A 26,525-nucleotide genomic window follows, 5' to 3' on the forward strand; every position below is an offset into this window, starting at 1 on the left:
ACCCACTAGAAATCACAAATTATAACTCATAGAAAATACTCTCGTTCTGTACATAAGGTTTGCAAAATTTGCTGCATATAAGAGGCATTCGCTCTTTCATCCATTCGTACCTGGACTCATTCTCCATCTGGAATGCAAAATAGCCGAACGTAAAAATCAGCATGAATCCTTCTATTAATCGAATATCACGCTTCGTTAGTGGTCCTGTCTGCTCCGTATAACCCGATAGGAAGACATCCCGTTCCTCCCGATTGAAAATCGTAGCCGCACCTCCGGCATCAAAGAGATAGTAGCCATAACCGTATAAACAAAAATCAATCATGGAAATGCCCTGATCCGTAACTAACAGATTGCCGCGGGTAATATCTCCGTGAATTACTCCCCATGTCTCGGCATTGTGCGGATACGTTTCGAGTTGTCTGTTAATGTTCTCAAACGTCTCACGAATCAGATCGAAATCCTTAGGAGTAAAGATGCCACGTCTAACGCCTTCCTCCAATTGCTCCAGCATGACCAGATTCTCTTTGATCGAACCATAGGCTGGTCGTACTTCCGTTTGCTTCAAGGTAGGGTTATCGCTATCGGTATACATCTCTGAGACGATCGCCTTATCAGCATGCTGTTCACGGTCATTCATCTGCTGCCCGCTTTCAGACTTCAGTGAACCCACCTGTGGCTCAGGAGCTCCCGTTGGTCGTCGTCCATATTGGTGCAATATCTGCAACTGTACACCCAAATCATGAATTTGCGCTGTCGTCAGATGTTCTCCCTGCTTGATATCCCTGCCCTCAATCCATTCCAGAACGGTACAACAGATCTCTTCTCCTGTTTCGTCCAAACAGACAGTGACCCAATCATCCAATGTATTGCGTACAGGTATCTGCACTCGCAATGGGCTGGTAGCCCGTAATTCATGAAGTAGATTCATCTCCGCTTCAAGTGCAGGTCGTGTATGCTGGATTCCCGTCATGCTTGCAAAAGCGGCTTTATGTATTCGCAATAGATACTTCTTTCCGGTTGATTCATCAACCACCTGATACGTTAGATTTTCATTATGTCGGATAAAGGAAATTGCAGGCTTTTCTATGGAATAATGCGAGATAATTTCAGTTGCCATGGTATCATGCGAAATCTTATGAGTAGTTATAATCCACATCTCCTTCTCTTATCGAATTAAAGGTAGTGTCTAAAATTATCGTAGCATGATTGTTTTTGTTTTGGCAAACTATTCCATATGTACAATGATGTAAAAAAGCATAACCCCCGAACGACCTCGCCCGGGAGTTATGCTTCCTTCTATCTCTATAAATCTATCTCGATCTCATACTCCATCCAATATAACAATTAACCGAAACGTCCCATAATATATTCTTGTGTCAGACGATTGTCCGGGTTGGTGAAAATATGTTCCGTATCTCCGTGCTCAATCATGCTTCCCAGATAAAAATAAGCCGTATAGTCCGAGATGCGTGCCGCCTGCTGCATATTATGGGTAACAATCACGATCCGCAGCTCCTTCTTGAGCTCCGAGATCAACTCCTCCACCTTACCCGTAGATACCGGGTCAAGCGCAGATGCCGGCTCATCGAGCAGCAAAATCTGCGGATCAACCGACAACGCGCGGGCGATACAGAGCCGCTGCTGTTGTCCACCCGAAAGGGCCAGGGCAGATTCATTCAGTCTGTCCTTCACTTCGTCCCAGAGCGCAGCGCGGCGCAAACTTTTTTCCACAATTTCATCTAGTGCCTTCTTGTTCTTGATACCGCGGTAGCGGGGACCAAACGCGATATTGTTATAGATAGACTTGTGGAAAGGATTCGGCTTCTGCCAAACCATGCCGATCTTCTGGCGAAGCTTGATTACATCTGTGCCCGGCTCATTCAGATCATTGCCATCCATCCAGATATGTCCCTCCGTGCGAGAACCGGCAATCTCGTCGTTCATTCGGTTGAGCGATCGCAGGAACGTGGATTTACCACAGCCGGATGGTCCAATGAGTGCCGTTACACTGGCTTCGGGAAAAGTCAGGCTGATCTGCTTAACTGCCTGAAAATGCCCATAATATATGCTTAACTGTTCCGTACCAAAAGGTATGGCCATGTTGGTTCCTCCTTATTTCGAAGCTGTCATGCGGCGGTAAACCACCCGACCGATCCAGCGTGCACTTAGATTGAACGCCAGTACAAGAAGTACAAGCACGGCTGAAGCGCCAGCTGCTACTTCTTTGGAATCCGGGCCAATGCCTTCACTGTTTACTTTCCAGATGTGCACGGCCAGTGTCTCTGCCGGACGCAATGGATTGATCGGCGACCTTGGACTTGTTGGATTCCAGTCCGTGAAGTCCAGCGGTGGACTACTCATACCCGCTGTGAACATTAGGGCTGCTGCTTCACCGAAGATCCGGCCCGATGCCAGGATCGTACCCGTGATCAAGCTTGGCAATGCCACAGGCAGCAGAATGGAGGTAATAATTTTCCATTTGGACAACCCGAGTGCAAGACCCGCTTCCTTCTGCTCTTTCGGAACGGCCCGGAACGCTTGCTCTGTTGTCCGCACCATAAGTGGAAGATTGAATATAGCCAAGGCCATGGCACCCGATAATAAGGAGAATCCAAGACCAAATGTATTAACAATTAACAAGAGTCCGAACAAACCAATAACGATAGATGGGAACGAGGATAACACTTCGACAACGAGTCGAATAAAACTTGTGATCCGGCCCGGCTTGGCGTACTCAGCCATATAAATACCGCCGCCCCATCCGAGCGGAATTGTAATAATCAAGGTCAGAACAAGCAGGAATATTGAGTTGAATAATTGCGGTCCAATCCCGCCTCCACCTTTGAGCAGCTGTGGTGCACTGGTCAGGAAGTGCCAGTTAATCTGTCCGATCCCACGTACAAGAATGAAGCCAAGCAAACCGAGCAAGAGAACAACAATGAACAGCGCCAGAACAACGATAACGGATGTGGCAACTTTATCTACCGTTTTAGCCTTCATTTTCATACTCGGTTCCTCCTTTCAAGCAGGCGAACCAGAATGACGAAGACAAAGGTCATCACCAGCAGGACAAGCGCCATACTCCACAGTGCATTATTATGAACAGATCCCATGGTGGTGTTACCCATACTCAGGGTGATTACACTCGTTAACGTTGAAGCGGATTCGAGCAGTGATGTCGGTACATGCGGTGCATTCCCGATGACCATCTGTACGGCAAGAGCTTCACCAAATGCGCGAGCCATACCGAGTACAATCCCTGTCAACAAAGCTGGAAGAACGGTCGGGATAATGACACGGTAGATCGTTTGCCAGCGAGTTGCCCCCAATGCGTAGGAGGATTCACGCAGACCTTTCGGCAGTGCAGACAGCGCATCTGCCATAATGCTTGTTACGGTAGGCAAAATCATAACAGACAGAACCAAACATCCGGCTGCAATCCCGACGCCGGCTCCGCCAAACATGCTGCGCAATAAAGGAACGATCACACTGAGACCGATAAACCCGTATACAACGGAAGGAATACCGGACAGCAGCTCAATCGCAGGTTGCAATATCTTTTTACCTTTACCAGGTACAATCTCGGTCATGAAGAGCGCTGCACACAAGCTAAGTGGACTTGCAATCAGAGCTGCAAGCAATGTTGTTATGAATGAACCGGTAATGAACGGCAACGCTCCGTAGGCAGCGGGTTCCCCCGTTGGGTTCCACGTTTTTCCGGATAAAAATTCGCGTAAACTTACGCCATTCTGGAAAAAGGTCGACAAGCCTTTGGACGCTACAAAATAAACGATGGAAAACATGACAACGATCAGGAAAACGACACAAATCGACGTATAGATCCGTCCCGTCCACTCTTCCCAATAATGCTTCTCTCTCAAGGGCCGGCGTGGTTTCAACTTGTTGTTCATTACCGTTCCCCCTTCGGTCTGTTCCATAACAACCATCCTTCTATAGTAGAATTCATGCAAAATATGGGATTAATCCAGAGCAAACCGCGCAAAGAGGCAGGACCTGGGTCCGCCTCTCTCGCTGTATGCGCAAGTTCAAAGATTATTGAGTCACAGTGCCTGCTGCGTCACGTTTTACTTTCATGCCGGATACCGGGATGTAGCCAAGCTCCGTCACGTCGTTTTGTTGAATTTCGTCACTCAGGATGTAGTCGAGGAATGCTTTTGTTGCTGCATCCGGATCACCTTTAGTGTACATGTGCTCGTAAGCCCATACCGGATAAGTTCCTGCTTCTACGTTCTCCACCGTTGCTTCTACACCTTCGTATTTCAAAACTTGCAGGCTGTCATCCAGGTAGGACAGAGCCAGGTAACCAATAGCGCCAGGCGTTTCAGCTACGAGCTTTTTAACTGTACCAGAGGAATCTTCCTGAATGGAACCTTGGATATCTTCTACTTTTGTTCCCAGAGCAAAGTTTTCGAATGTTGCACGAGTACCGGAGCTGCTAGGACGGTTTACGATAACGATCGCTTGATCTGCACCGCCAACATCTTTCCAGTTTGTGATTTTACCAGAGAAAATATCGATCAGTTGTTGCTTCGTCAAATCTTGTACACCTGCATCTTTGTTGCTTACTGGAGCAATGGCTACAACTGCTACTTGGTGATCTTTCAGTTCGCTTACTTTTGCTGCGTCATCGATTTTCTCTTCTGCGAATACGTCAGAGTTACCGATTGTAGCTTGTCCGTCAGATACTTGTGTCAAACCAGTACCACTACCGCCGCCTTGCACTTGTACTGTTACGTTCTTATATTCATCAACTGCCATAAATTTTTGTCCAGCTTGCTCTACCAGAGGTTGCAGTGCTGTTGAACCAACAGCCAGAATGTTACCGCTAAGTTCAGTAGCAGTTTCTCCTGCGGAATTATTGCTTCCCTCTGTACCAGCGTCATTTTTTGATCCGCATGCTGCGAGAACTAGTACGAACGTTAAGGTCATCAAAATGAACGGCAACTTTTTAAACATGTTTTGTTTTCCTCCCCCAATTTAGTGACGGTGATTTGGCTTTTATTTTTGTTCACCATCAACTCTTTATTCATTGTAGTTTCGTTATGTCATCTCAAAATCAATGTTTTGTAAACGCAATGTTAAAAATGTTTACTGTGGATTGAAATACATCTGGGACAAATTGCGCTGAAGTGGCAGCTCCGGGAACGGACGTTGTTTCAATCCGTATTGTGTCCAGATTTTTATTACATAATGAATAAGTTGCTAATACTTTCGGGTTGCCGTTCCGGGTACGGATCGTTCTTCCGATCGCTGTTGTCTCCAATTTTTTTGATCTGATATGTCTAATGTTAAAACTCGGAGACAAAGGCGAACGCTCCCGCTTCTTCAGAATCGATTCCGTCCCCTCCACTACGTTCGATGTTTTAAAATCTTACACAGAATAAGCTTCGCGTTTACACAATCGTTCCGTTCCCTGCGCTGTGTCAGCGCTGGTTGTGTCTCAGGCATTTTAATCCTCAGCCTGGGGGAAGGTAAAAAAGAAGGCCAGCTCTATAGAAGGCTGGCCTTTATGTACATGCTTTAATGTAGAAAGAGAATTTGTTTCTTCTATAGAAGAAACAAAAAAAACTGCCTCATAGCTAGTAGGTAGCACCAGCGTATGAGAGCAGCTTTTTACAATAAGTTAGATCATATCATAATTGTGAATGTAAAATGCGATTTTACTAACCCAGAATCCATAGCCATAACGCTAATCCGGCCAAGGTGATTAATAGTGTGGGGATGGTTAAGATGATGCCTGCCTTGAAATAATATCCCCAAGTAATTTTTACACCTTTGCGGGACAGCACATGCAGCCACAGTAATGTGGCAAGTGAACCAATTGGCGTCATTTTGGGACCCAGATCGGAACCAATCACATTGGCATAGATCAGCGCCTCACGCACAATACCTTCGGTGTGTGCACCCTGAATCGCGAGTGCGTTAATTAACACGGTGGGCAGATTGTTCATTACGGATGATAATATCGCAGCGATCATGCCCATTCCCACTGAGGCAGCTAACAAACCATGGTCTGCGATGGCATCTAGCCAACGGCTCAAATGATCGGTTAAGCCGGCATTACGCAGCCCATACACCACGATATACATGCCCACTGAGAACACGACAATGGACCATGGTGCTTCTTTGATCACGCGTTTCAGATCCACAGCTTCGCTCTTTCTTGCCAATATAGCGAACAAAAGAGCTACGGCACCTACGATAACCGATACGGGAATCGGCAAAAACTCACTGGAAGCATAGGCCACGAGCAGCAGCACCAGCATGAACCAGGCGATGCGGAACATCCGCGGATCACGAATAGCTTCCATGGGATCACGTGCTGCAGAGATATCGTAGCGAAGCGGGATGCTTTTGCGATAAAACAAGAACAACATCCCTGTACTTGCCACGATGGAAAAGAGATTGGGTACGATCATCCGCACCGCATATTCCACAAATGTAATACCAAAATAATCCGCAGATACGATATTCACCAGGTTGCTGACGACCAGCGGCAACGACGTTGTATCCGCAATAAATCCACTAGCCATAACAAAAGCAAGCACCATGCGCTCATCGAACTTCAAAGCACGCACCATCGCAAGCACAATCGGGGTAAGGATTAGCGCTGCACCATCATTAGCGAAGAGAGCCGACACCGCCGCTCCGAGCAAAATGGAATAGATAAAGAGCCTAAGTCCATTTCCTCCTGCCAACCTTGCCATATGAAGAGCGGCCCATTCGAAGAAACCTGTCTCATCGAGTATTAATGAAATCATAATAATGCCGACAAAAGCGAGCGTTGCATTCCATACAATGGATGCCACATCAGAGGCGTCATTCAGACTGACGACACCACACATCAATGCTAGCAAAGCCCCACCCATGGCGGACCAACCAATACCTAATCCACGTGGTTGCCAGATAACCAATGTGATGGTCAGTACAAAAATCAGAATTGCTACATATGTCATAAAGCCTCCTGCGCCGATATATTCATCATGTTTTGGAGCATGATATGAGAATGGCCTGCCAGATATGATTACACCGCAATTCCTGCGGATAAACCAGACGCTATAGTTATACATGGCTGCAGGAGAAATGTCTATCTTTATTTCCTTCTAATTTCTATAAAAACTGCGATAAAAGATATCACTAATGATTTAGGACTTATCCTCATCCTTCGGCGTGTTCTCCACCATTTTGAACATACCCAACAATCCTTGTAATTGCTCCGCCATACTGTTCAGATGTGCTGAAGACGAAGCGATCTCCTCCACAGATGCCAGCTGTTCCTGAGAGGATGCCGAGACGGATTCCGTATTCGCAGCAGATTCTTGAGTCACGATCGAAATATCGTTCATTGCTCTGGCAACATGGGAAGCACCACTCTCCAATTGCTTCGTTGTTTCGGACAAATCATCCAGCGTATGAACAGCATCCTCTACAGCCTCCCGAATCTGTGCAAAGGATTGCCCAGACGTATTCACGGCCTGAATCCCGTCTCCAACCCGAGTCTGAGCTGAATTCATAGCTTTCAGGGCAGCATCCATATCCTGACGGATATTATGAACGAGTTCACCGATCTGCGCAGCGGAGCTCCCCGATTCCTCTGCAAGCTTCCGCACCTCACCCGCAACGACTGCGAAACCACGGCCAGCATCTCCCGCTCTTGCCGCTTCAATGGAAGCATTCAGAGCTAGCAGATTGGTCTGCTTGGAGATGGTAGCAATCACATCTACCATGCTGCCGATCTCAACGGACCGTGCATTCAATGACTGAACCACCGTCGCCAGCTGTTCCACCGTTTCCTGAATGCTATTCATCTGCTCTACTGCCTGACCTGCAGCCTCATTACCTGAATAAGCCGCTCCGGATGTATGACGCATATTCGTTGTAATGGATTGCACACGCTCAGACATCATGCGAACATCTTCCGCCATTTGGCTCATTTGTCCTGATCCATCCGATACACTCTTCACTTGCTGCTCGGCACCCTCGGCAAGTTCCTGAATAGCCAGCGTTGAATGCTCAATGGCTTTGGTTGTTTGATCTGCACTGGCGGACAATTCCTGTGAAGAGGCAGATACCTGCTCTGCCGTTTCCTGCACACCCAGAATCATCATGCGCAGATTGTCGACCATCCGTTCAAAGTACTTCGCCAGATCGCCTACCTCATCTTTGCGCCCTGTGTCCAATTTTACCGTAAGGTCGCCTTTACTTACGGATCTGGCGGATTCCTGCAGACGTTTAATCGGACGCAGCATCGAACGTGTAAACCAGATAATAAATATCAACGTTAGGAAGGTTGCCGTCAGAAGGACCAACAGGGTAGCCATACGAATGTCTTTACTTGCATTTAATATTTCATTCTTGAACATTGTACCGCCAATTTTCCACCCGGTTTCCTCATTAGTAGAGAAAATCATGGTCTTTGAATCACCATTATAGATATAACTGAATTCGCCTTCCTTGCTCTCGAACATCGCATCCAAGGTAGTCGACTTCTCCTGTGTACCAGCTTCCACGACTGGAGATACGATATAATTTTTGTCCGCATCCATAATGATGACGTACCCGTCCCTACCCACTTTAATCGAAGCCTGCTCACGCAGTTCGGTCAGATCCAGGGAGAGACCTACTACACCGGATTGATCATCAAGCGTTTTGGAGACAAATACAACTGCAATGCCGTCCGTATTCTTGGATACAGGTGACACTACTGGAGTACCCGGTTTCTCCATCGCGAGCTTGTACCATTCTCGTTCCCGAGGATCATAAGCGGACCCTTGTGAGCTTCCCGCAGATTCCTTGCCACGAACCATGACTCCCTCTTTGGTCCCCACAAAGATATTTACAGCATCCGGATGCATCCCAAGATACTCTTTCAATTTCGTCTCAAGCTCGGGGCTTTCATCTTGCCCTCTAATCATGTCAGTCACAATCACACTGGCAAAATAATTGATATCATGGATCTTTGCATCCACTTGTGTTCCAATAATTGAATTCGTTGTGTCTACACTTTCTTTGGCACTATCCATCAGCTGGTTTTCCACCGTATGATCAGCGATAAGCATCGTAACGATCCCAATGGTTAGACTCGGCAAAAGTAGTACCGCCAGGAAGGATACCAATAATTTGTTCCTTATGCTCCAGACGAAGCCTTTTTTCTTTTTGTTTTTCTTCTTCGGTTTATTATCTTTTGGCTTGGCTGGCTTGATTGCTGCCTTTTCTTGCTCATTCCCCCGAATGTTCGCCATCTTGCTTCTCCCCCTCCAAATATACATCTGCCCTTTTTCTTTTTTTATGTAGGACCTCTCCAACCTGACTAAATAAGGTGTCACATAGACCCCCATCTAATCTAAAGGCCTATCCTATATATCGGCTGAGGGAGCGTATTTATAAATTTACATAGCATGTCAAACAAGCCACTCCAATCATACGAAGTGACTTGTTGGTACGACTATATTTTATTGCATTCACGCAGAGGTTTTTCCATAGGGACCTTGTGGTGGATATGCGGTTGGCTTACCAAAATAATACCCTTGTGCCAAATCAATACCCACGGATCGACAGAATTCAAATTCCTCGATTCGTTCAATGCCTTCAGCAAGTACCCGCCCGCCAAATCGACGCGACATCTCAACAATATCGATAATTTGCTGCTGTTTGTTCAAATCATGATCACAATGATCAATGAGGCTCCGATCTATTTTGACAAAATCCGGCTTCAGCCGATTCATTACTTCGATCGTCGAGAATCCGGCCCCCACGTCATCCAAGGCAACCGACATTCCATGAGAACGATACACCTCAAAAATATGCTGCAAGATGGACATATGCTGAATCTGTTCCGTTTCCACCACTTCAAACACAAAATCCTTAGGGTCTAGCGAAAGGCGTTCAATCGTCTCAAATGTGTGTGTCAGGCAATATTCGGGGTTATAGATAGAGGAAGGCAGGAAATTCACGAAACGTTTGACACCATGCGGTAAAAGAACGGCACTTGTCTCGATAGCAGCAACACGTGCTGTCCGATCCAGAAAAGAATGCAATCCGGTATCCCGTGCAACTTCAAATAATTCATACACACTGAAGGGTCTACCCTGTTCAGCAGGACGAAGTAAAAATTCAAATCCGATAATCTGCTCCGATGCATCTACGATCGGCTGCATATGACTGCTGAATTGATGCTCCAGGATAATGGAGACCAGATCCGCATGTTTGAGTCGAGCTGCCTGCATGGAGAGACTAATCCAGCTATCAGCATCTGCCTGGCCATACAGTGGAGTAATCTGGACCGTTAACTTCTCTGGCAGGGTTGCTTCAATCTTGAGAATGTCCTCAATACAATGTTGTGCAGATTCAAGATTCATAAAATGCATCCAGATGAGTTCATCCGAATGTTCGACATGTCTTCCCTGCTTTTGCAGTGCTTCAAGCAAAGCGGGGGAGATGGGACGCATATACAGGGTACCTTGATCCTCTATAGGATGAATTGGACTGCAGCCACTGCAATTCATGTAGAACCCCCTTGCCAGTTTGTGATTCTATCTCATTAATGTTTACTGGTATATACCCAAAGTTTGTAAATATTATAGCATGGGTCTTAAAATTTATCTCTACTGTTTTGGTGACTTCAACTATGACGGTTACTGAAGCATTAACGTATCAGCATAGCATGAAAAAGACCGACAGTCTGATGACTGTCGGTCTTCATTTACCGCTAAATAATCTTAAGAAGCGGGAATTACGATTTTCTGTCCAACTTTAAGGTTGTGCACATTTGTAATTTTATTTACGGAAACCAGCTTGCGCCAGTCCACACCGTATTTCAAGCCAATGCGGTAGAGGTTATCTCCTTTTTTCACTACATGTACCACTTTGCCACCAGCTGGTTTCTCAGGTTGTGGTTTGGTTGTAGGTTTAGTTGGAGTTGGGTCTGGCTTCGTAGGCGTTGGAGTTGGCTCCGTACCTGTTTCTGGAGTCGTTGTTGCTTCTCCTGTCAATTTCAAACCATACTCAGCAAAACCATCATCGTTCGTACCGATGAAGGACATCGCCGGGTTCGCTTCAACCAGCGCTTTGGCATCTGGGGAAGAAGCGAATACCACTTCAAGATCGTTAATTGCAGCTGCCGTTACACCTGCCGAAGGCTTAATTGGTGCAAGCGACCAGTTGCCGTCTGCTGTCGGGTTAATCGTTTTGTTCTCACGGATGTAATCAATGATAACTTGACGGTTCTCATCCGGTGCAGCCAAGACGATACGTTTACCGTCCGGGTTAGCCAGTTTGGACGAAGAAGCACGATAGTTATTCGTTGCCACGATGAATTTTTGTGCTGGATCAACCGGTTTACCATTGAAGCTCAAGTCTTTAATCCGGTTAGCTGATGCATTTACAATCGTTGCTTTACCATCGTATTTCGCTGGTTGAGTTACATCAATTTGGTACGTAACACCATCGATAACGTCGAAGTTATACGTTGGGAAGTCCATATTGACCAATTGTTGCTGTCCACCTTTTGCCGGATCGATCTGGTTAAATTGGCCAGCAGACCATTCCAACCATTCTTTCAGCTCAGCGCCATTAACCAACACAGCATGTACCGTATTTGGATACACGTACAAGTCAGCTACGTTTTTAATCGCAATGGTGCCTTTAGGGATATTCGTGTAGTACGAAGCACCTGAACGTCCGCCTGCTTTGAACGGAGCTCCTGCAGACAATACAGGGATATCTTCGTATTCTGTTCCTTGCATATGTTTTTCGACATACCATTTCTGTGCATTGGTTACGATCTGGATGGATGGATCATCCTGAACCAGTGCAAAGAAGCTGTTGATTGGAGCTGTCGTTTCGCCGACTGGGCCACGCACATACTCAAGCGTACCTTCATGTTCGTCATGAACAGCGTCAACGATCTCTTGATCAGCATCTACCAGAGCTTTTTTGTTAGCTGTGTCATAGATAGGGCGTGCCTCCACTTTGGAGTCTGCCACTTTCCACTTACCGTCTACCAGTTCCAGATCCAGATCGATAATTCCAAGGTGGTCACCCCAGAAGCCTGGTTCAACGGAAGGAACACCATTGATTGTACCTTTTTCAAGGTCTACACCTTTTTTACCGGCAAAATCAGCGCTCGGGAATACTTTATGGGCATGTCCGAACAGAATGGCATTAATGCCTTCAACCTGGCTCAGATACAATACCGAGTTTTCCATCAGATCCGTTTGCGGAATATCTTCAAAACCGGAGTGAGGAATAGCTACAATAATGTCGGCACCTTCAGCCTTCATTTTAGGAATGAATTTTTTCGCAGTAGCGATAATGTCTTTGGCAATGACTTTGCCTTCCAGATTAGCGCTGTCCCACTGCATTACTTGTGGTGGGACAAATCCGATGACACCCACCTTGATCGTGTGCTCTTTGCCACTCTCGTCGGTAACTTTTTTGTCTAAAATTTTATACGGGGTAAAGTAGTTCTTGTCATTCGTCTCATCGTCGTCACCGTCATCTACATAAACGTTGGCATTGATGTAAGGGAAATTCGCACCTTCCAACGTCATGTCGAGGAAGTCCAAACCATAGTTAAACTCATGGTTACCGATGTTTCCTGCATCATAATCGAGCAGGTTCATCGCTTTATATACAGGGTGAGTCTCACCCTTTTTGAGTGGATCAATCTTCGCTACATAATCCCCGAGCGGGTTACCCTGGATCAGGTCACCGTTGTCGAACAGCAAGCTATTCTTCGCTTCGTCACGGGCTTTTTTGATCAGTGTAGCTGTCTTCGCCAGACCATACTGGTCTGTCTCTTTGTCGGAATAGTAGTCATAGTTAATCAGGTTGTCGTGAATGTCCGTTGTTTCCATGATCCGCAATTTAACCTTGGTAGCGTCCGCAGCCGATACAGGTACCGGAAATACCGCAAGCACGTTTAATGCAACCAAAGCGGCAGTCAGGCTCGATAATACTTTTTTACTCTTTCTCAAAATAACCCCTCCCGGTTATGTACATTGAATCATGCATTAGTGGGCAAACGAATAAGCGCAGAAATGCGAAAGATCTCATGGGTTGTGCGTACTGATTTTCCGATCGTATGGTTCAGAATCTCAGGTTAGTTTATCTCACATGAACATCTATTCATATCTGTGCGTATCGTTTACATTCCAAATCATAACGCAATGTTCAGCCCTTGAAAAGCATTATTTTTTACGTTATCCGCACATACCTGCCCCAGTTTACAATAACATGCGTGATTTCGACATCTTTTGCATGTTTTTGGATGAAAATAGTTTACTCACGCTGTTAAAAACGTATATTACATGTGGCTTACATCTATATCCATATTAGCTGAATCGACCCATATCAAAAAACCGTGAAGCCTTCTGGCGTTCACGGTTAGCTATAACTTTTCCAAATAGTTGGCATGGCCTTCCTCTCAGAAAAGGTGATTTTCAATATGCGAAGTTACTGCTCCCACACCTGATGCTCATGATCCTTGCCGGTGTATTCAATCCGATTTGGGGTAATGTCCAGAATGACATAATTGGGATCGTTCGGGCCGTGAAACCAAGCTTTTAGTTCATCATTCCATACCTGTTCGCGCAAACCTTCATTTTTTGTCACTTCACACGTTCCTTCAATCTCGACCACTTCCTTGGAGCCACCTGCTTCATAACCTAACAAAAGGCTGACGTTCGGATTATTCTCCAGCTCCTCAACCTTGTGCGTACGGCGGTTTGTCGCCAGATGAATGTTCATTCCGTCGTTGAAAAGCGCCATATAGCGAGATTTCGGTTTACCATTCTCTACCGTGGAGAAACTGCAAAAAGGGTTGTTTTCCAATGCTTTTACAATGTTTTGTTCCAATTCAGTCTGGTTCATGGGAAGTGCTCCTTTCGATTTGGGGGATATTTGAAGAACCCAGTAGGCGGCCGTTACGGGTACGGATCGTTCTTTCGATCGCTGTTATCCCCAGATTTTTTGATTCCCTTTTCTCAAGGGAAAATCCGGTGATAAAGGCGAACGCTGCCGCTTCTACAGAATCGATTCCGTTCCCTCCACTACGTCTACCGCTCTTTCAAATGAAGGAGTGGGTAAGTTAAAGTTCAAACCGAAACCTATCAACGCCTAAACTTTTGAAGGTTTTGCTTCTTTAATTTTTATCCGCTCCATTGTTGTGTATAAGTACTGTCAGCTTACCTTAGGTATAATAAGCCTGTACTTATAGTGTACCCACCTCATCTATGGTGAATCCATGAACCCGTTCGTAAACGTGACGGTTTTAATTCAAATCTCCAAGATAAATGCGTGATGTATTCTTATTCTGCAACAACTCACCAATTGTTTTCGGATATAGGCGAACCTTGGACAGCTCTTCAAGTGGAATCCATTCTACAGCTACCTGATGGTCATCAGGACTGGAGCCTTCGAAGATCGTGGCTTTCGGATCAATCAATCTGCATTCAAAATATAATTCAACCTGGTGCACATCGGCATCCCACTCGGCAAATTCATGGTTTTTTCCGATATACTCCCGGATATGCAGCAGCTCTCCCACAGTCACCGCCTGTCCAATCTCCTCCAGACATTCACGGGCAACGGCATCCTTGAGCTCTTCGCCTTTCTCTTGTCCTCCGCCGGGGAAAACATAAGCGTCACCATATTGATCCTCCAACCGGATCACCAGCAAACATCCATCCTGTACAATAACAGCCTTCGCCGAATTACGTATCGGTTTCATGCTCTACTTTCACTCCTTACAAACTCGTATAGTTCGATCTCTGGCCCTCGAATACTGTAGCAATCATCTAGCAATTCCAGGAGCAAACAGATTAACTCCCTCAGATTCAAGCAACGTGCGTATCTCTTGAGCAAATGCTAGTGCATGAGCTCCGTCACCGTGGATGCAAATCGTCTCTGCCTTTATGGATACAGGTGTACCTTCCGTCGACACAACAATGCCCTCTTTCACCATACGCAGCACTTGAGCAAGAGCTTGTTCCGTCTGCTGAATGACAGCTCCTGGCTGACTGCGTGGGGTTAGCTTCCCATACGGGCTGTAGGTTCGATCTGCAAAAACTTCACTGACGCTGCGCAGTCCAATTCGATCCGCTGCTTCTATCATTGCACTGCCGGCCAGGCCATAGAGATACAGTTCCGGTTGTACTTTATAGATCGCCTCAGCGATCCCCTCAGCAAGCCGATCATCTTCAGCAGCCATATTATACAAGGCTCCATGAGGTTTCACATGATGCATACGCCCCCCGTATGAACGGACAAAAGCATCCAGCGCACCCATTTGATACACAACCATGTCATAAGCTTCCCTTGGTGTAATGTCCATACGTCTTCTGCCAAAACCCTGCAAATCAGGCAGACCGGGATGGGCGCCTATAGCGACTTGATGCTCCAATGCTTGCTGCACCGTTTGTCGCATCGTTGCCGGGTCACCCGCATGAAACCCACAAGCGATGTTGGCTGAAGTGATCAGAGGTAGAATCGACTCATCCGACTCCATCCGGTACACCCCATAACTTTCGCCAAGGTCACAGTTGATATCCACCGTGTTCATTGATGGTCCCCCATTTCTGCCAATCTCCTGCGAATCAACTGATCGGTTAGCCGCCACTCCAACTCCTGCTCTATAAATAGTTGCTGTGCTTCTTCATATGTAATCCGTTCAAAAGCAACCCGTGTCCCTGGTCTAGCCTGTGCCAGTATCGGCAAATCTACCCGGGCCACCTGTGCAATCACAGCATAGCCCCCAATGGTCTGATGATCGGCCATCAATATGATGGGCTGACCATCTGCTGGCACCTGAACTGTACCATAGGTGACGGCTTCAGACAGCCGATCCATTGGTTGACCGAGTTCCAGCTTCAGCTTTGCACCCTCCAATCGATACCCCATCCGATCCGATTGAGGAGAGATCACATATCGTTCTTTATGGAATCATTCCAGGCTATCTTCATTAAACGCTGCCCTGTCTTTGCCCGGCATGACACGAATAACAGGTTCAGCATGATATGCTGGCCATTCCCTGCTGGACAAGTACCAGGCAGGTGCATACATCCGCCGGTTGCTCTTCTCGGCTTCTACACTCCATCCATGCAACGCCGCTTGCGCTTCCCGAGAGGCTTCTCCCGCAGACAACCTGTCTCCCCCTTTCAGGGCACGGCCTTCAAACCCACCAAACCCTGTCTTAAGATCCGTGCTTCTACTGCCCATGATCTCAGGTACTGCGATTCCACCAGCAATCGCCAGATAAGACCGCAAACCGGAACGGCATCGCCCAAATCTCAGCACACTTCCAGCAAGCAACGCGACCGGACGCCATACTGGAACAGACAGACCATCCACGCTTGCCGTAAGATCGGCACCACATAAAGAGATCAGCCGATTGTCATGAAAACGAAGCTCCGGTCCCGTCATCGTCATCTCCAGCACAGCTGCATCACGGGAATTCCCAACCAGTGCATTGGCTGCTCTGGCTGCAAAGGTATCCATAACCCCACCCGGATGAATTCCATACCGGCGAAATCCCATTCTTCCTTCGTCCTGAACGGTGGATAACAAACCTGGGCGAATGACTTCAATACTCATCGTTCGCCCTCCTTTTGTTCCAGATACTCCTGAAGTGATATCGATGCAAAACGAACTCGATCCCCTGCTGCCAACAGACTTGGTGGATTTTCCGTCGGACGAAATAGCGCCAGCGGTGTGCGGCCGATACATTGCCATCCACCGGGAGTCGTCACCGGATAAACTCCCGTTTGTTTGCCACCAATGCCCACCGTTCCCGCCTCAACTCGAAGCCGAGGTGTAGGTCGTCTGGGTGTAGCAATCTTATCCGATAACCCGCCCAGATAAGGAAAACCCGGTGCGAATCCAATCATGTGAACCAGGTAATCGCCGGATGTGTGAATAGCTATGACCTCATCTGGCGTAAGCCCATGTTCAGTAGCGACATATTCCAGATCGGGACCCAGTTCACCACCATAACATACGGGAATAATGATCGTTCTGGGTTCACCCAGCGTTGCCTCTTCCATCTTGCTCAACTCATGAAGCAGCATTCCACATACCTCGTGGTACGGGGAAATCAACGGATCATAGAACAGTGTGACCGATGCAAACGAAGGTAGCCACTCCAAGATGCCCTGCGGTTGGCTCTTTTCCAGCAAAGCACATACCGACATCACCCTCCGGTGCACCGCTTCCGATATGGTATCCCCACAACGAATCATAACCCCTGTTTCGCCCAGAGGAGACAGCACATCCTCAGTCCATGAATACGACAGTCCAGTCATGCTATCACCCTCCTTGTCCACAAGTTTATAGTCCCTTGATTATTTTTTCTCCAAAGCCTGCAAAATAAGTGAACGGACAGCCGGAAAGGGCTCTGCTTCTTCTGTCCGTATGGCAAGATAGAGCGTCTGTAGAAAGACGCGCACATTCAAGCTCATCTGGCTGATCTCCAGAAGAGATTTCCCCTCCGTCTTGTCGTTTGGATTCAGTGAATCGAACCAAGACGAAATATCGTTTTGCTCCAGCAGATTGCGACGAAGGATGGTGACCACTGCATGAGCAATCCGCTGATCCTCATCATGGATGTAGACTACACTTGATTCGGTAATTTTCACAGTGAGCGCATGCAAAAGCTCCAGCAAGGTTGCCCGCTCCATATAAGGTGACTGTGCAAGATCTTCAACCGCATCTGCCGCGTGTGCCGGAGCGTGCGCCCAGCCCTTTTCATCGGCATAGCCACGAACATCTTTTTCATGCTCCAGATACGTGGTCAACCGATGATGAATAACCTCGATATCTTCCTTTTTCAGAAAAGGCCTCTGACGATCTATACTCAGAATTGGAGGCAGGAGCAGCACAGAGAAGGTTCGGGTAAACACACTGTCCGTGCCTTGTTCTCCAATACCATGAAAAAGGTGCTGATCATCCAGCGCCATCTGCAATAGCTGACTGAGCTGTTCTTCCGAGAATACGCCCTGTCCAATCCAGGTCGCAAACGTAACATAGATCAGTTCATCCCGCAGAACCGGGTCTGGGCTGCCAATATGCTGCATCATATGTAGAGCCAATTCGTAAGGATGTTCTACTTCATGGGCGGATAAATTAGCCGACTGAATCTGCCGCAATTTCTGTTCTAATGCCAGAGCATCCATCGATCATAACTCCTTGGAGGAATTCAGATGCACGCTGCAATTGTATAGCTCGCATTGCCAAGAATTCGTTTCCCAAGAAATCCGGGTGATCGACGTGTTGGACAGCTTTGCGCTCACATCAAGTTCAGGCACCAAACCTCGCAGTGTATTACGGAGAATGGCACCATGGCTGACAACGATCACTCTCCCACTGGGATGCTGACGTACAATATCTTCTATCGCGGCACTGCCCCGAATCGTACCTGCATCCGCAAGCTCCCGACCTAAATCCAGAGTGTTCCAATCCGCTCCCCATTTGGCTAGACGTTCAGCTTCGGTCGTACCCTCCACCTGCCCACCGCCCATTTCACGCAACCTCGGGTCCAAATGAATCTCCTGTATTCCCAATCGATCTCCAATGATACGAGCCGTCTCACTTGCACGCTCCAGGTCACTTGCATAGATGGCATCCCACGTTTCCTCACTCAGTCTTGCAGCAAGCAATAGTGCCTGTTCTCTTCCTTCCTGATCCAACGGATTATCCGTTTGTCCCTGCGAACGTTTTTCCTTATTCCACGCCGTGCTTCCATGGCGAATCAATGCGATCTGTGTCATTGCTGTTCCTCACCTTTACCTTTTTCTATGCGTAATTCATCATCTGTAAAATGTTTTCGTGCCTTCGGCTTGGCAAATTTGCCGCCATTATATTGGTCCGAACCATTTCTCGGAATGGAAAGACTGTTCCATGCAGTTTCTTTGAGCATTTTGGCTGCATAGATAATCTGCCCCACATGATAAGGGTAATGCGCCAATTGCCGGATGATTGCCTCCATGACGATATGTCCTTCATTGCGAATATATATAATATGAGACAGTTGCTCCGGTGTAAAAGAACGAATGGCTCCAAGCAAACAGTTCCAGCCTTCCTCCCATTTGGCGAGCAGCTCTTCCCGGGTCGAAATATCATTCACAAATTCCGCATCACGTTCACGCCACGGCTTTTCTCCATCGGTTGTCAGCACATCCGTCCAACGGGACAGCATATTGCCCCATAGATGCTTCACAATAACCGCAATGCTGTTGGCATCTTCATTCCAGGATTGAAATAACTGCTCGGATTCCAGTTGCTCCATGGCCTTCTCCCCAAGCTGCTTGTAATACAAAAATTGCTTCTCGGCTGTATCCAGAAATACCTGATTCATATCCACACGTTCACAACCCTTCGCAAAATGTGTTTATTCAGGAAAAGAAAACGTCCCGTCATCATTCGGTTCAAAGGAAATAACTTTCCGTACAGCATCCAAATTAAGTTCACCATAGATATGTGGAAACAGTTCATTCAACTCATACAGGTCCTCATACACCAGTTCCGGCTTCAAGGCCCTCTCATCAATGCCAATCAATAACAAATCCGTACGCCCTTGATAAAATTGAGCCGCTACCCATGGAATCTGTTCTTTAGTGGAACAATGAATGAAACCGTCCGTCTCCAGGCTATCGGGTGCATACACGCTCTGCTTGGATACCTGCTCCCATACCGCTTGGGAAATAATACTGTAGATCATTGTTCCGCCTCCTTCAATTTCTTCTATGTATCCTGCATGTCATTGGAAGTATTATAGATCATCCCGGATACGGGAGTACAATTTTTGATCCGTAAACACACCTTTGATCTTCAATTGTTTACGCATCAAACCTTCATATGACATGCCCAACTTCTCCATCACTCGTGCAGAACCGATGTTGCCTGCATTGCATTTCCCCTCCAGCCGATTGCAGTCCAGTTCTTGAAAACAGTATTCATCAATCGGCTGCATCGCTTCTGCGGCAAGGCCTTTGCCCCAGCAACTGCTGGCAATCGCGTACCCCAGTTCAGCACTTTGCATGGATTCATTCAGATGAAAAATGCCACCTCGCCCGATCAACTTCCCCGTTTCCTTCAGAATAAAGGCCCATATATAGACCGTTTTCTTCTCATAATTGTCTAACACTCTTTGAATATATTGGACAGAATCATCCAACGTCTCATGACAGTTCCACAGACTTTGCTGACTCACTTTAGGATCGGAGGCAAACCTAAAATAATCATCGAGGTCGTTGAGCGTAAGACGTCTCAGTACCAACCGATCTGTCTCAAACTCGGGTGATTCCGTAAAAAGCTTATCTACATTCACTTAAGTCCCTCCCCATTATCAAGCCTTCTTATTTCTCAGGAAATAACGATCCATCCCATACACGCACAGAATGCCAACAGCATACCGCAATAGATCCATTACCAAAAATCCACGTCCCAAAATAAGCGCACCCAGTACCGTTGAACGCACTTCGTTCAGCAAAGGGGTCTGAATCATTTGCGAACATTCGACGGCCCAGCTAAAAATCAGGCTCACGATTAACGCCAACTCTTTGCTGCGATTAATCCAAACCATGCGTACCCCAAAATAAATCATAGCCGCCCACAAGGCATCTCCAAAATGCTCATGCACAAAATTCGGTAAAAGTTCTCCAAAGCGTCTGGACGCCAGTCCTGCCGCCATGGTTATGATCACTGCGATGAAATAAATCAGCCTCTCTTTGAAAAATGCCTTCATCATGGATCAAATGCCTTCATCAAGCACTTTTAAAATAAAGTCCGTTTTGGCAGCGGTATACGCTTCTCTGTCATCCTTATTCTCATCAGCAAGTTTAGCTTTCAAGGCCGCGTAAACCTCTACCAGATCCGGACGCTGTCTTAGCACATCCCGGAACTGGATTTGGCGATCCCAACGTTCCTCGCCTGGGCGCATCAAATGAAGATGTACAGCCCTCTTACCATCCTTCACTCTGACCCAGAAACGTCTATAGTCCCGACCATCCAGTTCAGGCGGAACGTAGTTCCAGCCTACCGGATTCAGCTGAGTGGCAATCAAGTCCATGTCCTCCCACGACTGCACCTCTCCCATCAAATCAATAATGGGCTTTGCGGGCAATCCGGGAATTGACGTGCTTCCGATATGTTCAAATCGATGAATATTGAGTTGCTGTAATAGTTCTCTGAGCTGGCGAATCTCTTCCTGAGCCTGTAGGCCCCACATAGGGTTGGCTTCAACAATCTCTACCGATTCTGTCGCCCATTTAGGCCAATTTTCCGGTTGCATATGAACTGTCATTCAGATGCTCCCTCCTTTGCAGGACTGAATTTCAATCGGTATTCTTCTAGGTACTTCGAATGGGCTCGTGCTTATAATTGAAGAATTCAGTTTTCATCACATCCAATTTTTTATACTTAAAAGGGGCGTATATCTACGCCCCATCTGTTTCTGTTCACGATGATGAATTTACCTCAATTGATATATTTCATTCGTTGAAACTTTATTTTACCGTCACCGGTATAGTAACTTTTTTATTGCCCCATTTGGCGGTAATGGATGTTTTGCCCTTACCCACGGCCACAATCTTACCACCTGTTACTGTGGCTACACTTGGTTTGGTGCTGCTCCACACGGCACTGCTCGTTACAACCGTGGTTTTGCCTGTATCATACTGCGCCATCACACTCAGTGTTGTACTTGCTTGTGGCGATAAGACGAGTGTTTTCTGGCCTGTGATCAGCTTTTTGAGCAAAGGAACAACGGTAACCTCTGCCTTTATTGTCTGATTTTGATAAGTTCCTGTCAAGGTGGCTTGTCCTTCCGTCAGTGTTTTGACTGTACCATTCTTGACGATGGCTACATTATTGTTGGAAGAGGTCCACGTTACCTGTTTCGAAAGATTAATCGTTTTCCCATTGGCATATGTACCGATTACCTTCAACGCTTTCGATTTCTTAATATTCAGCTGCATGACAGCAGGAGTTACTTCGACTTTGGTAATCTCGTCCGTGATTGCTACGGGAACTTTAACCGTCTCTGAGCCATATTTGCCTTGTAACAGCACTCTGCCAGGCGTGATTCCTTTGATTTTACCACTCTCCAGCACAGCGGAAGCACTCGATACCGTCCATACGATCTCGGATGTGACGTCTTCTTCCTTGCCGTTTGCACGCACAATGCTTACTTTAGGCAGCGTACTTTCACTACCTTTGACAAAATTATAGGAACTTGGCGAAGCTTTGATGCTTTTAATTTTATCCTGAACCTTAACCACCAATTGCGCTTTGGCGCCATCTACCTGTGCATATATCGTTGCTTCTCCTGCTGCCACAGCCTTCACTTTGCCTTTAATAATGGTGGCAACAGCTTCGTTACTCGTGGACCACGTGACGCCTCCCGTAACATCCTGCTTGTTATCAAACCCTTCAATAACCGCCATCACTTGAAGTGTAGTTGTCTGGGATACACTCATCTGTTGCGGACTACTGTTGGTAATCTCGATAGATGTCACGTCACCCGTGGCTGCTAGGGCAAACGAAGGAGCCAGTAATGCCAATACTAAAATAAAGGCCAAGCTGCCTCGTATTGCTAATTTCATTCCACTCATTGCAATCTTCATCTCCTGTAATCCAATATTTTACTTCTATTATATTATATCGGAAACTCATTACATAAAAATGAATCAGGTTGGAGCAGAATCGCGGATAAGAGGAACTTTCGACATTTGTTACTTGCTACAGCCAGCCCTCCCCCTACATTCCAAAATAAGTAGAGGCATTCTTCAAGTCATATGGAAGTGACTGAAGAATGCCTCTTTATTCAGAATAAGAACGGGATTGTAACAGGCTGCAATCCTAGTTTAATACAATAAATGTTTTGAAATAATCAGGATGGATACGATGAGCAAAAAGAACATGACCAGCAGCAGCTCGGGAAATCTTTTACTCATGTTCAGCTCTTTCTACCGAAGAAACCGTTGTACGAATAAGCTGCAGAACCTTGTCAACGGCGTTGTCCGTTCCACTCGCCCTCATATGGCCCACCATACGATCCCTCTCCATATATACAAGGTTAATATCTCGCAGGAATGTCTGAGCAGTCAACTCCTCTTCCTGGAGGACCCTTGCATAACCTCGCTCCTGAAAATACTTCGCGTTCAGCGTCTGTCCAACACGTGACCCGCCGTTGGCATGGGGAATCAGGAGCATCGGCTTCCGCAGCAACAACCACTCATGGATCGCATTGGAGCCAGCACGTGACACGACCATATCCGCCATAACCATTAAATCCGCAAGTTCTTCATGCACATATTCAAATGCCTTGTAGCCTGCAAAACTTGGGAAGGATGAGTTCAATTTACCTGTACCACATATATGAATGATTTGATAACGCTTGAGTAGATCCGGCAGTGTTTCAAGTACCATACGATTAAGCTTTTCCGAGCCCTGACTGCCACCCATAATCAACAGAATAGGTCTGTCGGAGACAAATCGGCAAAAATGAATCCCCCGTGCTCGGCTGCCAAGCTTCAACTCCTCCCTGATTACAGGTCCCACGTACATCGTCTTTCCTGAACCTTTCGTGGAGGCGAACGCCGCGGTATCCATAAACGTAGTACACATCATTTGGGCGTATCGCCGTGACAGCCTGTTGGCCAGACCCGGATGTAGATCCGGCTCCAGAATCAGCACCGGAACCCGGTTCCACCTGGCACCCACTACAGCAGGAACAGCTACGAATCCCCCTAATGAAAAGCAAACATGAGGTTTAATTCGTAAAATGAGCAGATAAGATTGCAGCACTCCAAGTATAATTTTGAATACATCGGAAACATTCGCCCACGCCCAATACCTTCTCAACTTGCCTGTTGCAACCGCATGATAGTGAACAGCCGGGATTTTGCCGATTAATTGACGTTCGATGCCATGCTTGGAACCGATATAATGGATCTCCCATTGCTCCTGAAGCAATCTGGAGATCAGAATGAGATTAGCTGTTACATGACCGGCGGAGCCGCCTCCTGTAAATATGATCCTCCGCTTGAACACAGAAATCCCCCTCTCCACAGCATATCGCGAACCTCTGCCTTGGTCATGATGACATCCTCCGAATGATATCCTCTGCCAGGAAGAATAGATGTCCCACAACCCTCTTTATCCGTTAATTCGGGTGCAGGAGAGGCGGTGACAACAAAGTAGGACTTCTCCGCTTCCACTTCCCTAACGTTTTCCCAATCTGAAATCAGTGTTTCATAAAGCCGTTCACCCGGACGGGCACCGATAAAATGTATCGGGACATCCTTTTGTCCCGCATCCTCTGCCAAAACCCGTGCGATATCCGTTATTTTGCAGGATGGCATTCGGGGTACAATAATCTCACCGCCCTCACATTGCTCCATGGCCGACAGGAGAATTTCCACGGCGTCACCAAGAGGAAGAAAAAAACGTGTCATTCTGGAATCGGTAACGCTAAGTGGCTGCTTCAACTCAAGCTGGCGTTTGAATAACGGTACTACGCTCCCCGTGGATCCAAGAACATTCCCGCTTCGTACACAAGCAAAGCTTGTAGCGGAACGACTGTCAGCCAATAAAATCAGTTTTTCCCCGATGGCTTTGGTCATCCCGTACATACTGGAAGGATTCGCTGCCTTGTCCGTAGAGACATATACCACCTTCCGCACGCCATACTCGATTGCAGCATCAATGACGTTCTGCGTTCCGATAATATTGGTTTTAACCGCACAATCCGGTTGGTCCTCGCAGACCGGAACATGTTTAAGCGCCGCAAGATGAAAGACATAGTCTACATCCTTGCAGGCACCTGCAAGCTCCCATCGGTCTCTGATATCCCCCAGTACAAACTTCACTCTCGGGTCAGAGACGGCTTGTCTCATTTGAGCCTGCAGCGATTCATTTCGTGAGAAAATACGTATCTCTTTTGGCTCCTGAACGAGCAATTGTTTGACCAATTCTTCTCCCCATGAGCCTGTGCCTCCCGTTATTAAAAAGGTTTTATTGAACATCGGATATCCCTCCATGAATTAAGTTCTGATTTGGTGATAGGCCTATCCTAAGGCAATTGTGTTACATCAGTATGACAGGGGAACAATTGGCTTTTCCCAACGTGAACAAGCTCTAATTCAGGTTGCTTCTCACACAAAAAAACACCACCATTTGCATGGTGGCATCCTTAATTAACGTTGTATTAAAGGTAAAGAAAAATAAAACATAACTTTTCCATCGGCTACACTAAGGCCATAGTCGGCATGGTGATTCTCCAGAATCGTCCGGGCAATAGACAAGCCCAGTCCCGTGCCGCTAAACTTTTTGCTGCGCGAACTATCCATTACATAGAAGGGCTCCCAAACCTGATCCCACTGTTCATGCTCTTCCTTATCCGTTTCATTGGCGATACCGAAATGTGCCGCTTCCTCTTTCAGTTCAAGTGTAATGGTTATTCGGTCACCGCTTGTATATTTCACCGCGTTGGTCATCCAATTGTGCAGAACGGACTCCAGCTTCCGTCGATCAGCCAGCACCCATGTCTCGGCAGTCCATCGATCCTCCACTTCCACATGCAAGCCATGCTGCTGAAATACGGTTTCATAGGTATGAAGTGTCTCCGTGAGCAGTTGGCGAAGATCAACAGGTTCAAAATCATATACTTCGGCCTGCAGACGGGATAACTCCAACAGACGGTCAATTAAACCAGCCAGCTCTTCGCTCTGTTGCTGGATTACCCTAGCATAGGTTCCGTCATCCAGGCCATCTTGAATGCCAGAGGCATAAACTCGAATCAGGGAGAGCGGTGTTTTCAACTCATGCGAGATGTCCGAGATGAACGTTCGCAGGTTAGCATTTTTCATTTCCAAAGAATGTTGCGCCTGCTGCAATTTGTCGCTCATCACATTGATGCTGCGTCCTAAAGACTCAATCTCATCACCTGTCTTTATATCCACCTTTGCAAACGATAAATTGGAAATGGCTTCAGCCGTTTCGCTTAGTTTTGCGAGCGGTTTAACGATCCGGGCGGTATACAGCACGGAAAGCAGGATAAGCAACAGCAGCATGCCGAGCCATATGTACGCATTGAACTGATTAATAATTCGAATCGTCTCCGATGAATGGGAGATGGATTCGCCAACAGCAAACACGGTATCCCCCACCTTCACAAAGTTCACCAGAAAGCTTGATTTCAACTTGGTTTGATCATAGAATTTATTAACCCGGGCACCCTCACGCAGCGCAGAGATACTCTCTTCTGTCAGCCAAAATTTACTGAGGGCAATTCCCTTGCGGTTATATTGAAATAACAGTTGATCGTTAATATCATTCACACTATCCTTCAACGAAGCATAAGCGATAGCGACCTCGTATTGCGTTTCAAGGCTCTCAATCTGTGATATTGGAACGCCGTGTTCTGAAGCAGAGATTTCGGTCGTTAACTCGGCCAACTTCTGCTTTTCTGATACAAAAAATAGCTAGGCAGGAAAAACGTATTGACG

General features: G+C 46.8%; 24 protein-coding genes and 1 pseudogene. All 25 read right to left on the reverse strand.

The genetic code is table 11. The annotated features are described in order from the left end of the window. Positions 1–19: 19 nt before the first annotated feature. Positions 20–1,117 (reverse strand): phosphotransferase enzyme family protein, encoded by a 1,098-nt coding sequence (locus ACR1R9_RS24965; protein ID WP_433922424.1) that lies wholly within the window; start codon positions 1,115–1,117, stop codon positions 20–22. Positions 1,118–1,344: 227 nt separating this feature from the next. After that, on the reverse strand, positions 1,345–2,100 hold the full coding sequence (pstB, locus tag ACR1R9_RS24970; RefSeq protein ID WP_063566217.1) for a phosphate ABC transporter ATP-binding protein PstB: 756 nt from the start codon (positions 2,098–2,100) through the stop codon (positions 1,345–1,347). A gap of 12 nt (positions 2,101–2,112) precedes the next feature. Beyond that, positions 2,113–3,000: a phosphate ABC transporter permease PstA gene (gene pstA / locus ACR1R9_RS24975; protein ID WP_063566305.1), complete on the reverse strand. Its 888-nt coding sequence runs from the start codon at positions 2,998–3,000 to the stop codon at positions 2,113–2,115. A gap of 2 nt (positions 3,001–3,002) precedes the next feature. Continuing rightward, entirely contained in the window at positions 3,003–3,911 is a 909-nt protein-coding gene (gene pstC / locus ACR1R9_RS24980) for a phosphate ABC transporter permease subunit PstC (protein WP_099858708.1), read from the reverse strand. A 142-nt stretch (positions 3,912–4,053) separates the two neighbouring features. Continuing rightward, on the reverse strand, positions 4,054–4,977 hold the full coding sequence (locus ACR1R9_RS24985; RefSeq protein WP_076290633.1) for a phosphate ABC transporter substrate-binding protein: 924 nt from the start codon (positions 4,975–4,977) through the stop codon (positions 4,054–4,056). Positions 4,978–5,684: 707 nt separating this feature from the next. Continuing rightward, positions 5,685–6,977, reverse strand: coding sequence for an arsenic transporter (locus ACR1R9_RS24990; RefSeq protein WP_326064218.1), 1,293 nt, complete (start codon positions 6,975–6,977; stop codon positions 5,685–5,687). 189 nt (positions 6,978–7,166) lie between these two features. Beyond that, positions 7,167–9,263 carry a methyl-accepting chemotaxis protein gene (locus tag ACR1R9_RS24995; RefSeq protein WP_433922423.1) on the reverse strand — a complete coding sequence of 699 codons (2,097 nt, stop codon included), beginning with the start codon at positions 9,261–9,263 and terminating at the stop codon, positions 7,167–7,169. Positions 9,264–9,482: 219 nt separating this feature from the next. Next, on the reverse strand, positions 9,483–10,526 hold the full coding sequence (locus ACR1R9_RS25000) for an EAL domain-containing protein (RefSeq protein WP_076290635.1): 1,044 nt from the start codon (positions 10,524–10,526) through the stop codon (positions 9,483–9,485). A gap of 213 nt (positions 10,527–10,739) precedes the next feature. Beyond that, complete coding sequence (locus ACR1R9_RS25005) at positions 10,740–12,998, reverse strand: bifunctional 2',3'-cyclic-nucleotide 2'-phosphodiesterase/3'-nucleotidase (RefSeq protein WP_076290636.1); 2,259 nt, start codon at positions 12,996–12,998, stop codon at positions 10,740–10,742. A gap of 478 nt (positions 12,999–13,476) precedes the next feature. After that, positions 13,477–13,893: a pyridoxamine 5'-phosphate oxidase family protein gene (locus ACR1R9_RS25010; protein WP_433922422.1), complete on the reverse strand. Its 417-nt coding sequence runs from the start codon at positions 13,891–13,893 to the stop codon at positions 13,477–13,479. A 400-nt stretch (positions 13,894–14,293) separates the two neighbouring features. Then, positions 14,294–14,752: an NUDIX domain-containing protein gene (locus ACR1R9_RS25015; RefSeq protein WP_433922421.1), complete on the reverse strand. Its 459-nt coding sequence runs from the start codon at positions 14,750–14,752 to the stop codon at positions 14,294–14,296. Between the two features lie 63 nt (positions 14,753–14,815). After that, positions 14,816–15,583, reverse strand: a complete 768-nt coding sequence (locus ACR1R9_RS25020) for a 5-oxoprolinase subunit PxpA (RefSeq protein ID WP_433922420.1) — start codon at positions 15,581–15,583, stop codon at positions 14,816–14,818. After that, positions 15,580–16,614, reverse strand: a pseudogene (locus ACR1R9_RS25025) (biotin-dependent carboxyltransferase family protein). Before ACR1R9_RS25025 ends, ACR1R9_RS25020 begins: the two are co-directional and overlap by 4 nt. Next, the gene (gene pxpB / locus ACR1R9_RS25030) at positions 16,611–17,321 is read right to left on the reverse strand and encodes a 5-oxoprolinase subunit PxpB (protein WP_099858639.1); all 711 of its coding nucleotides are present in this window, start codon (positions 17,319–17,321) and stop codon (positions 16,611–16,613) included. Before pxpB ends, ACR1R9_RS25025 begins: the two are co-directional and overlap by 4 nt. A 39-nt stretch (positions 17,322–17,360) precedes the next feature. Continuing rightward, positions 17,361–18,191, reverse strand: a complete 831-nt coding sequence (locus ACR1R9_RS25035) for a DUF2785 domain-containing protein (protein WP_433922419.1) — start codon at positions 18,189–18,191, stop codon at positions 17,361–17,363. Between the two features lie 3 nt (positions 18,192–18,194). After that, positions 18,195–18,785: a histidine phosphatase family protein gene (locus ACR1R9_RS25040; protein ID WP_163759103.1), complete on the reverse strand. Its 591-nt coding sequence runs from the start codon at positions 18,783–18,785 to the stop codon at positions 18,195–18,197. Then, complete coding sequence (locus ACR1R9_RS25045) at positions 18,782–19,378, reverse strand: DUF1572 family protein (RefSeq protein WP_433922418.1); 597 nt, start codon at positions 19,376–19,378, stop codon at positions 18,782–18,784. Before ACR1R9_RS25045 ends, ACR1R9_RS25040 begins: the two co-directional genes overlap by 4 nt. 27 nt (positions 19,379–19,405) lie before the next feature. Continuing rightward, positions 19,406–19,735: a DUF952 domain-containing protein gene (locus ACR1R9_RS25050; protein ID WP_310854363.1), complete on the reverse strand. Its 330-nt coding sequence runs from the start codon at positions 19,733–19,735 to the stop codon at positions 19,406–19,408. A gap of 51 nt (positions 19,736–19,786) precedes the next feature. Continuing rightward, complete coding sequence (locus ACR1R9_RS25055) at positions 19,787–20,344, reverse strand: GNAT family N-acetyltransferase (RefSeq protein WP_310854362.1); 558 nt, start codon at positions 20,342–20,344, stop codon at positions 19,787–19,789. Between the two features lie 18 nt (positions 20,345–20,362). Beyond that, entirely contained in the window at positions 20,363–20,764 is a 402-nt protein-coding gene (locus ACR1R9_RS25060; protein WP_063566231.1) for a DUF2809 domain-containing protein, read from the reverse strand. A 3-nt stretch (positions 20,765–20,767) separates the two neighbouring features. Beyond that, positions 20,768–21,319: a GrpB family protein gene (locus ACR1R9_RS25065; RefSeq protein ID WP_433922417.1), complete on the reverse strand. Its 552-nt coding sequence runs from the start codon at positions 21,317–21,319 to the stop codon at positions 20,768–20,770. A 202-nt stretch (positions 21,320–21,521) separates the two neighbouring features. Further along, complete coding sequence (locus ACR1R9_RS25070) at positions 21,522–22,619, reverse strand: Ig-like domain-containing protein (protein WP_240343151.1); 1,098 nt, start codon at positions 22,617–22,619, stop codon at positions 21,522–21,524. Positions 22,620–22,962: 343 nt separating this feature from the next. Further along, the gene (locus ACR1R9_RS25075) at positions 22,963–24,069 is read right to left on the reverse strand and encodes an undecaprenyldiphospho-muramoylpentapeptide beta-N-acetylglucosaminyltransferase (RefSeq protein WP_310854361.1); all 1,107 of its coding nucleotides are present in this window, start codon (positions 24,067–24,069) and stop codon (positions 22,963–22,965) included. After that, complete coding sequence (locus ACR1R9_RS25080) at positions 24,018–25,043, reverse strand: polysaccharide biosynthesis protein (protein WP_433922416.1); 1,026 nt, start codon at positions 25,041–25,043, stop codon at positions 24,018–24,020. Before ACR1R9_RS25080 ends, ACR1R9_RS25075 begins: the two co-directional genes overlap by 52 nt. A gap of 171 nt (positions 25,044–25,214) precedes the next feature. Further along, entirely contained in the window at positions 25,215–26,474 is a 1,260-nt protein-coding gene (locus tag ACR1R9_RS25085) for a sensor histidine kinase (protein ID WP_433948869.1), read from the reverse strand. Positions 26,475–26,525 lie beyond the last annotated feature (51 nt).

Source organism: Paenibacillus taichungensis, from assembly GCF_050994985.1.
GTDB lineage: Bacteria > Bacillota > Bacilli > Paenibacillales > Paenibacillaceae > Paenibacillus > Paenibacillus taichungensis.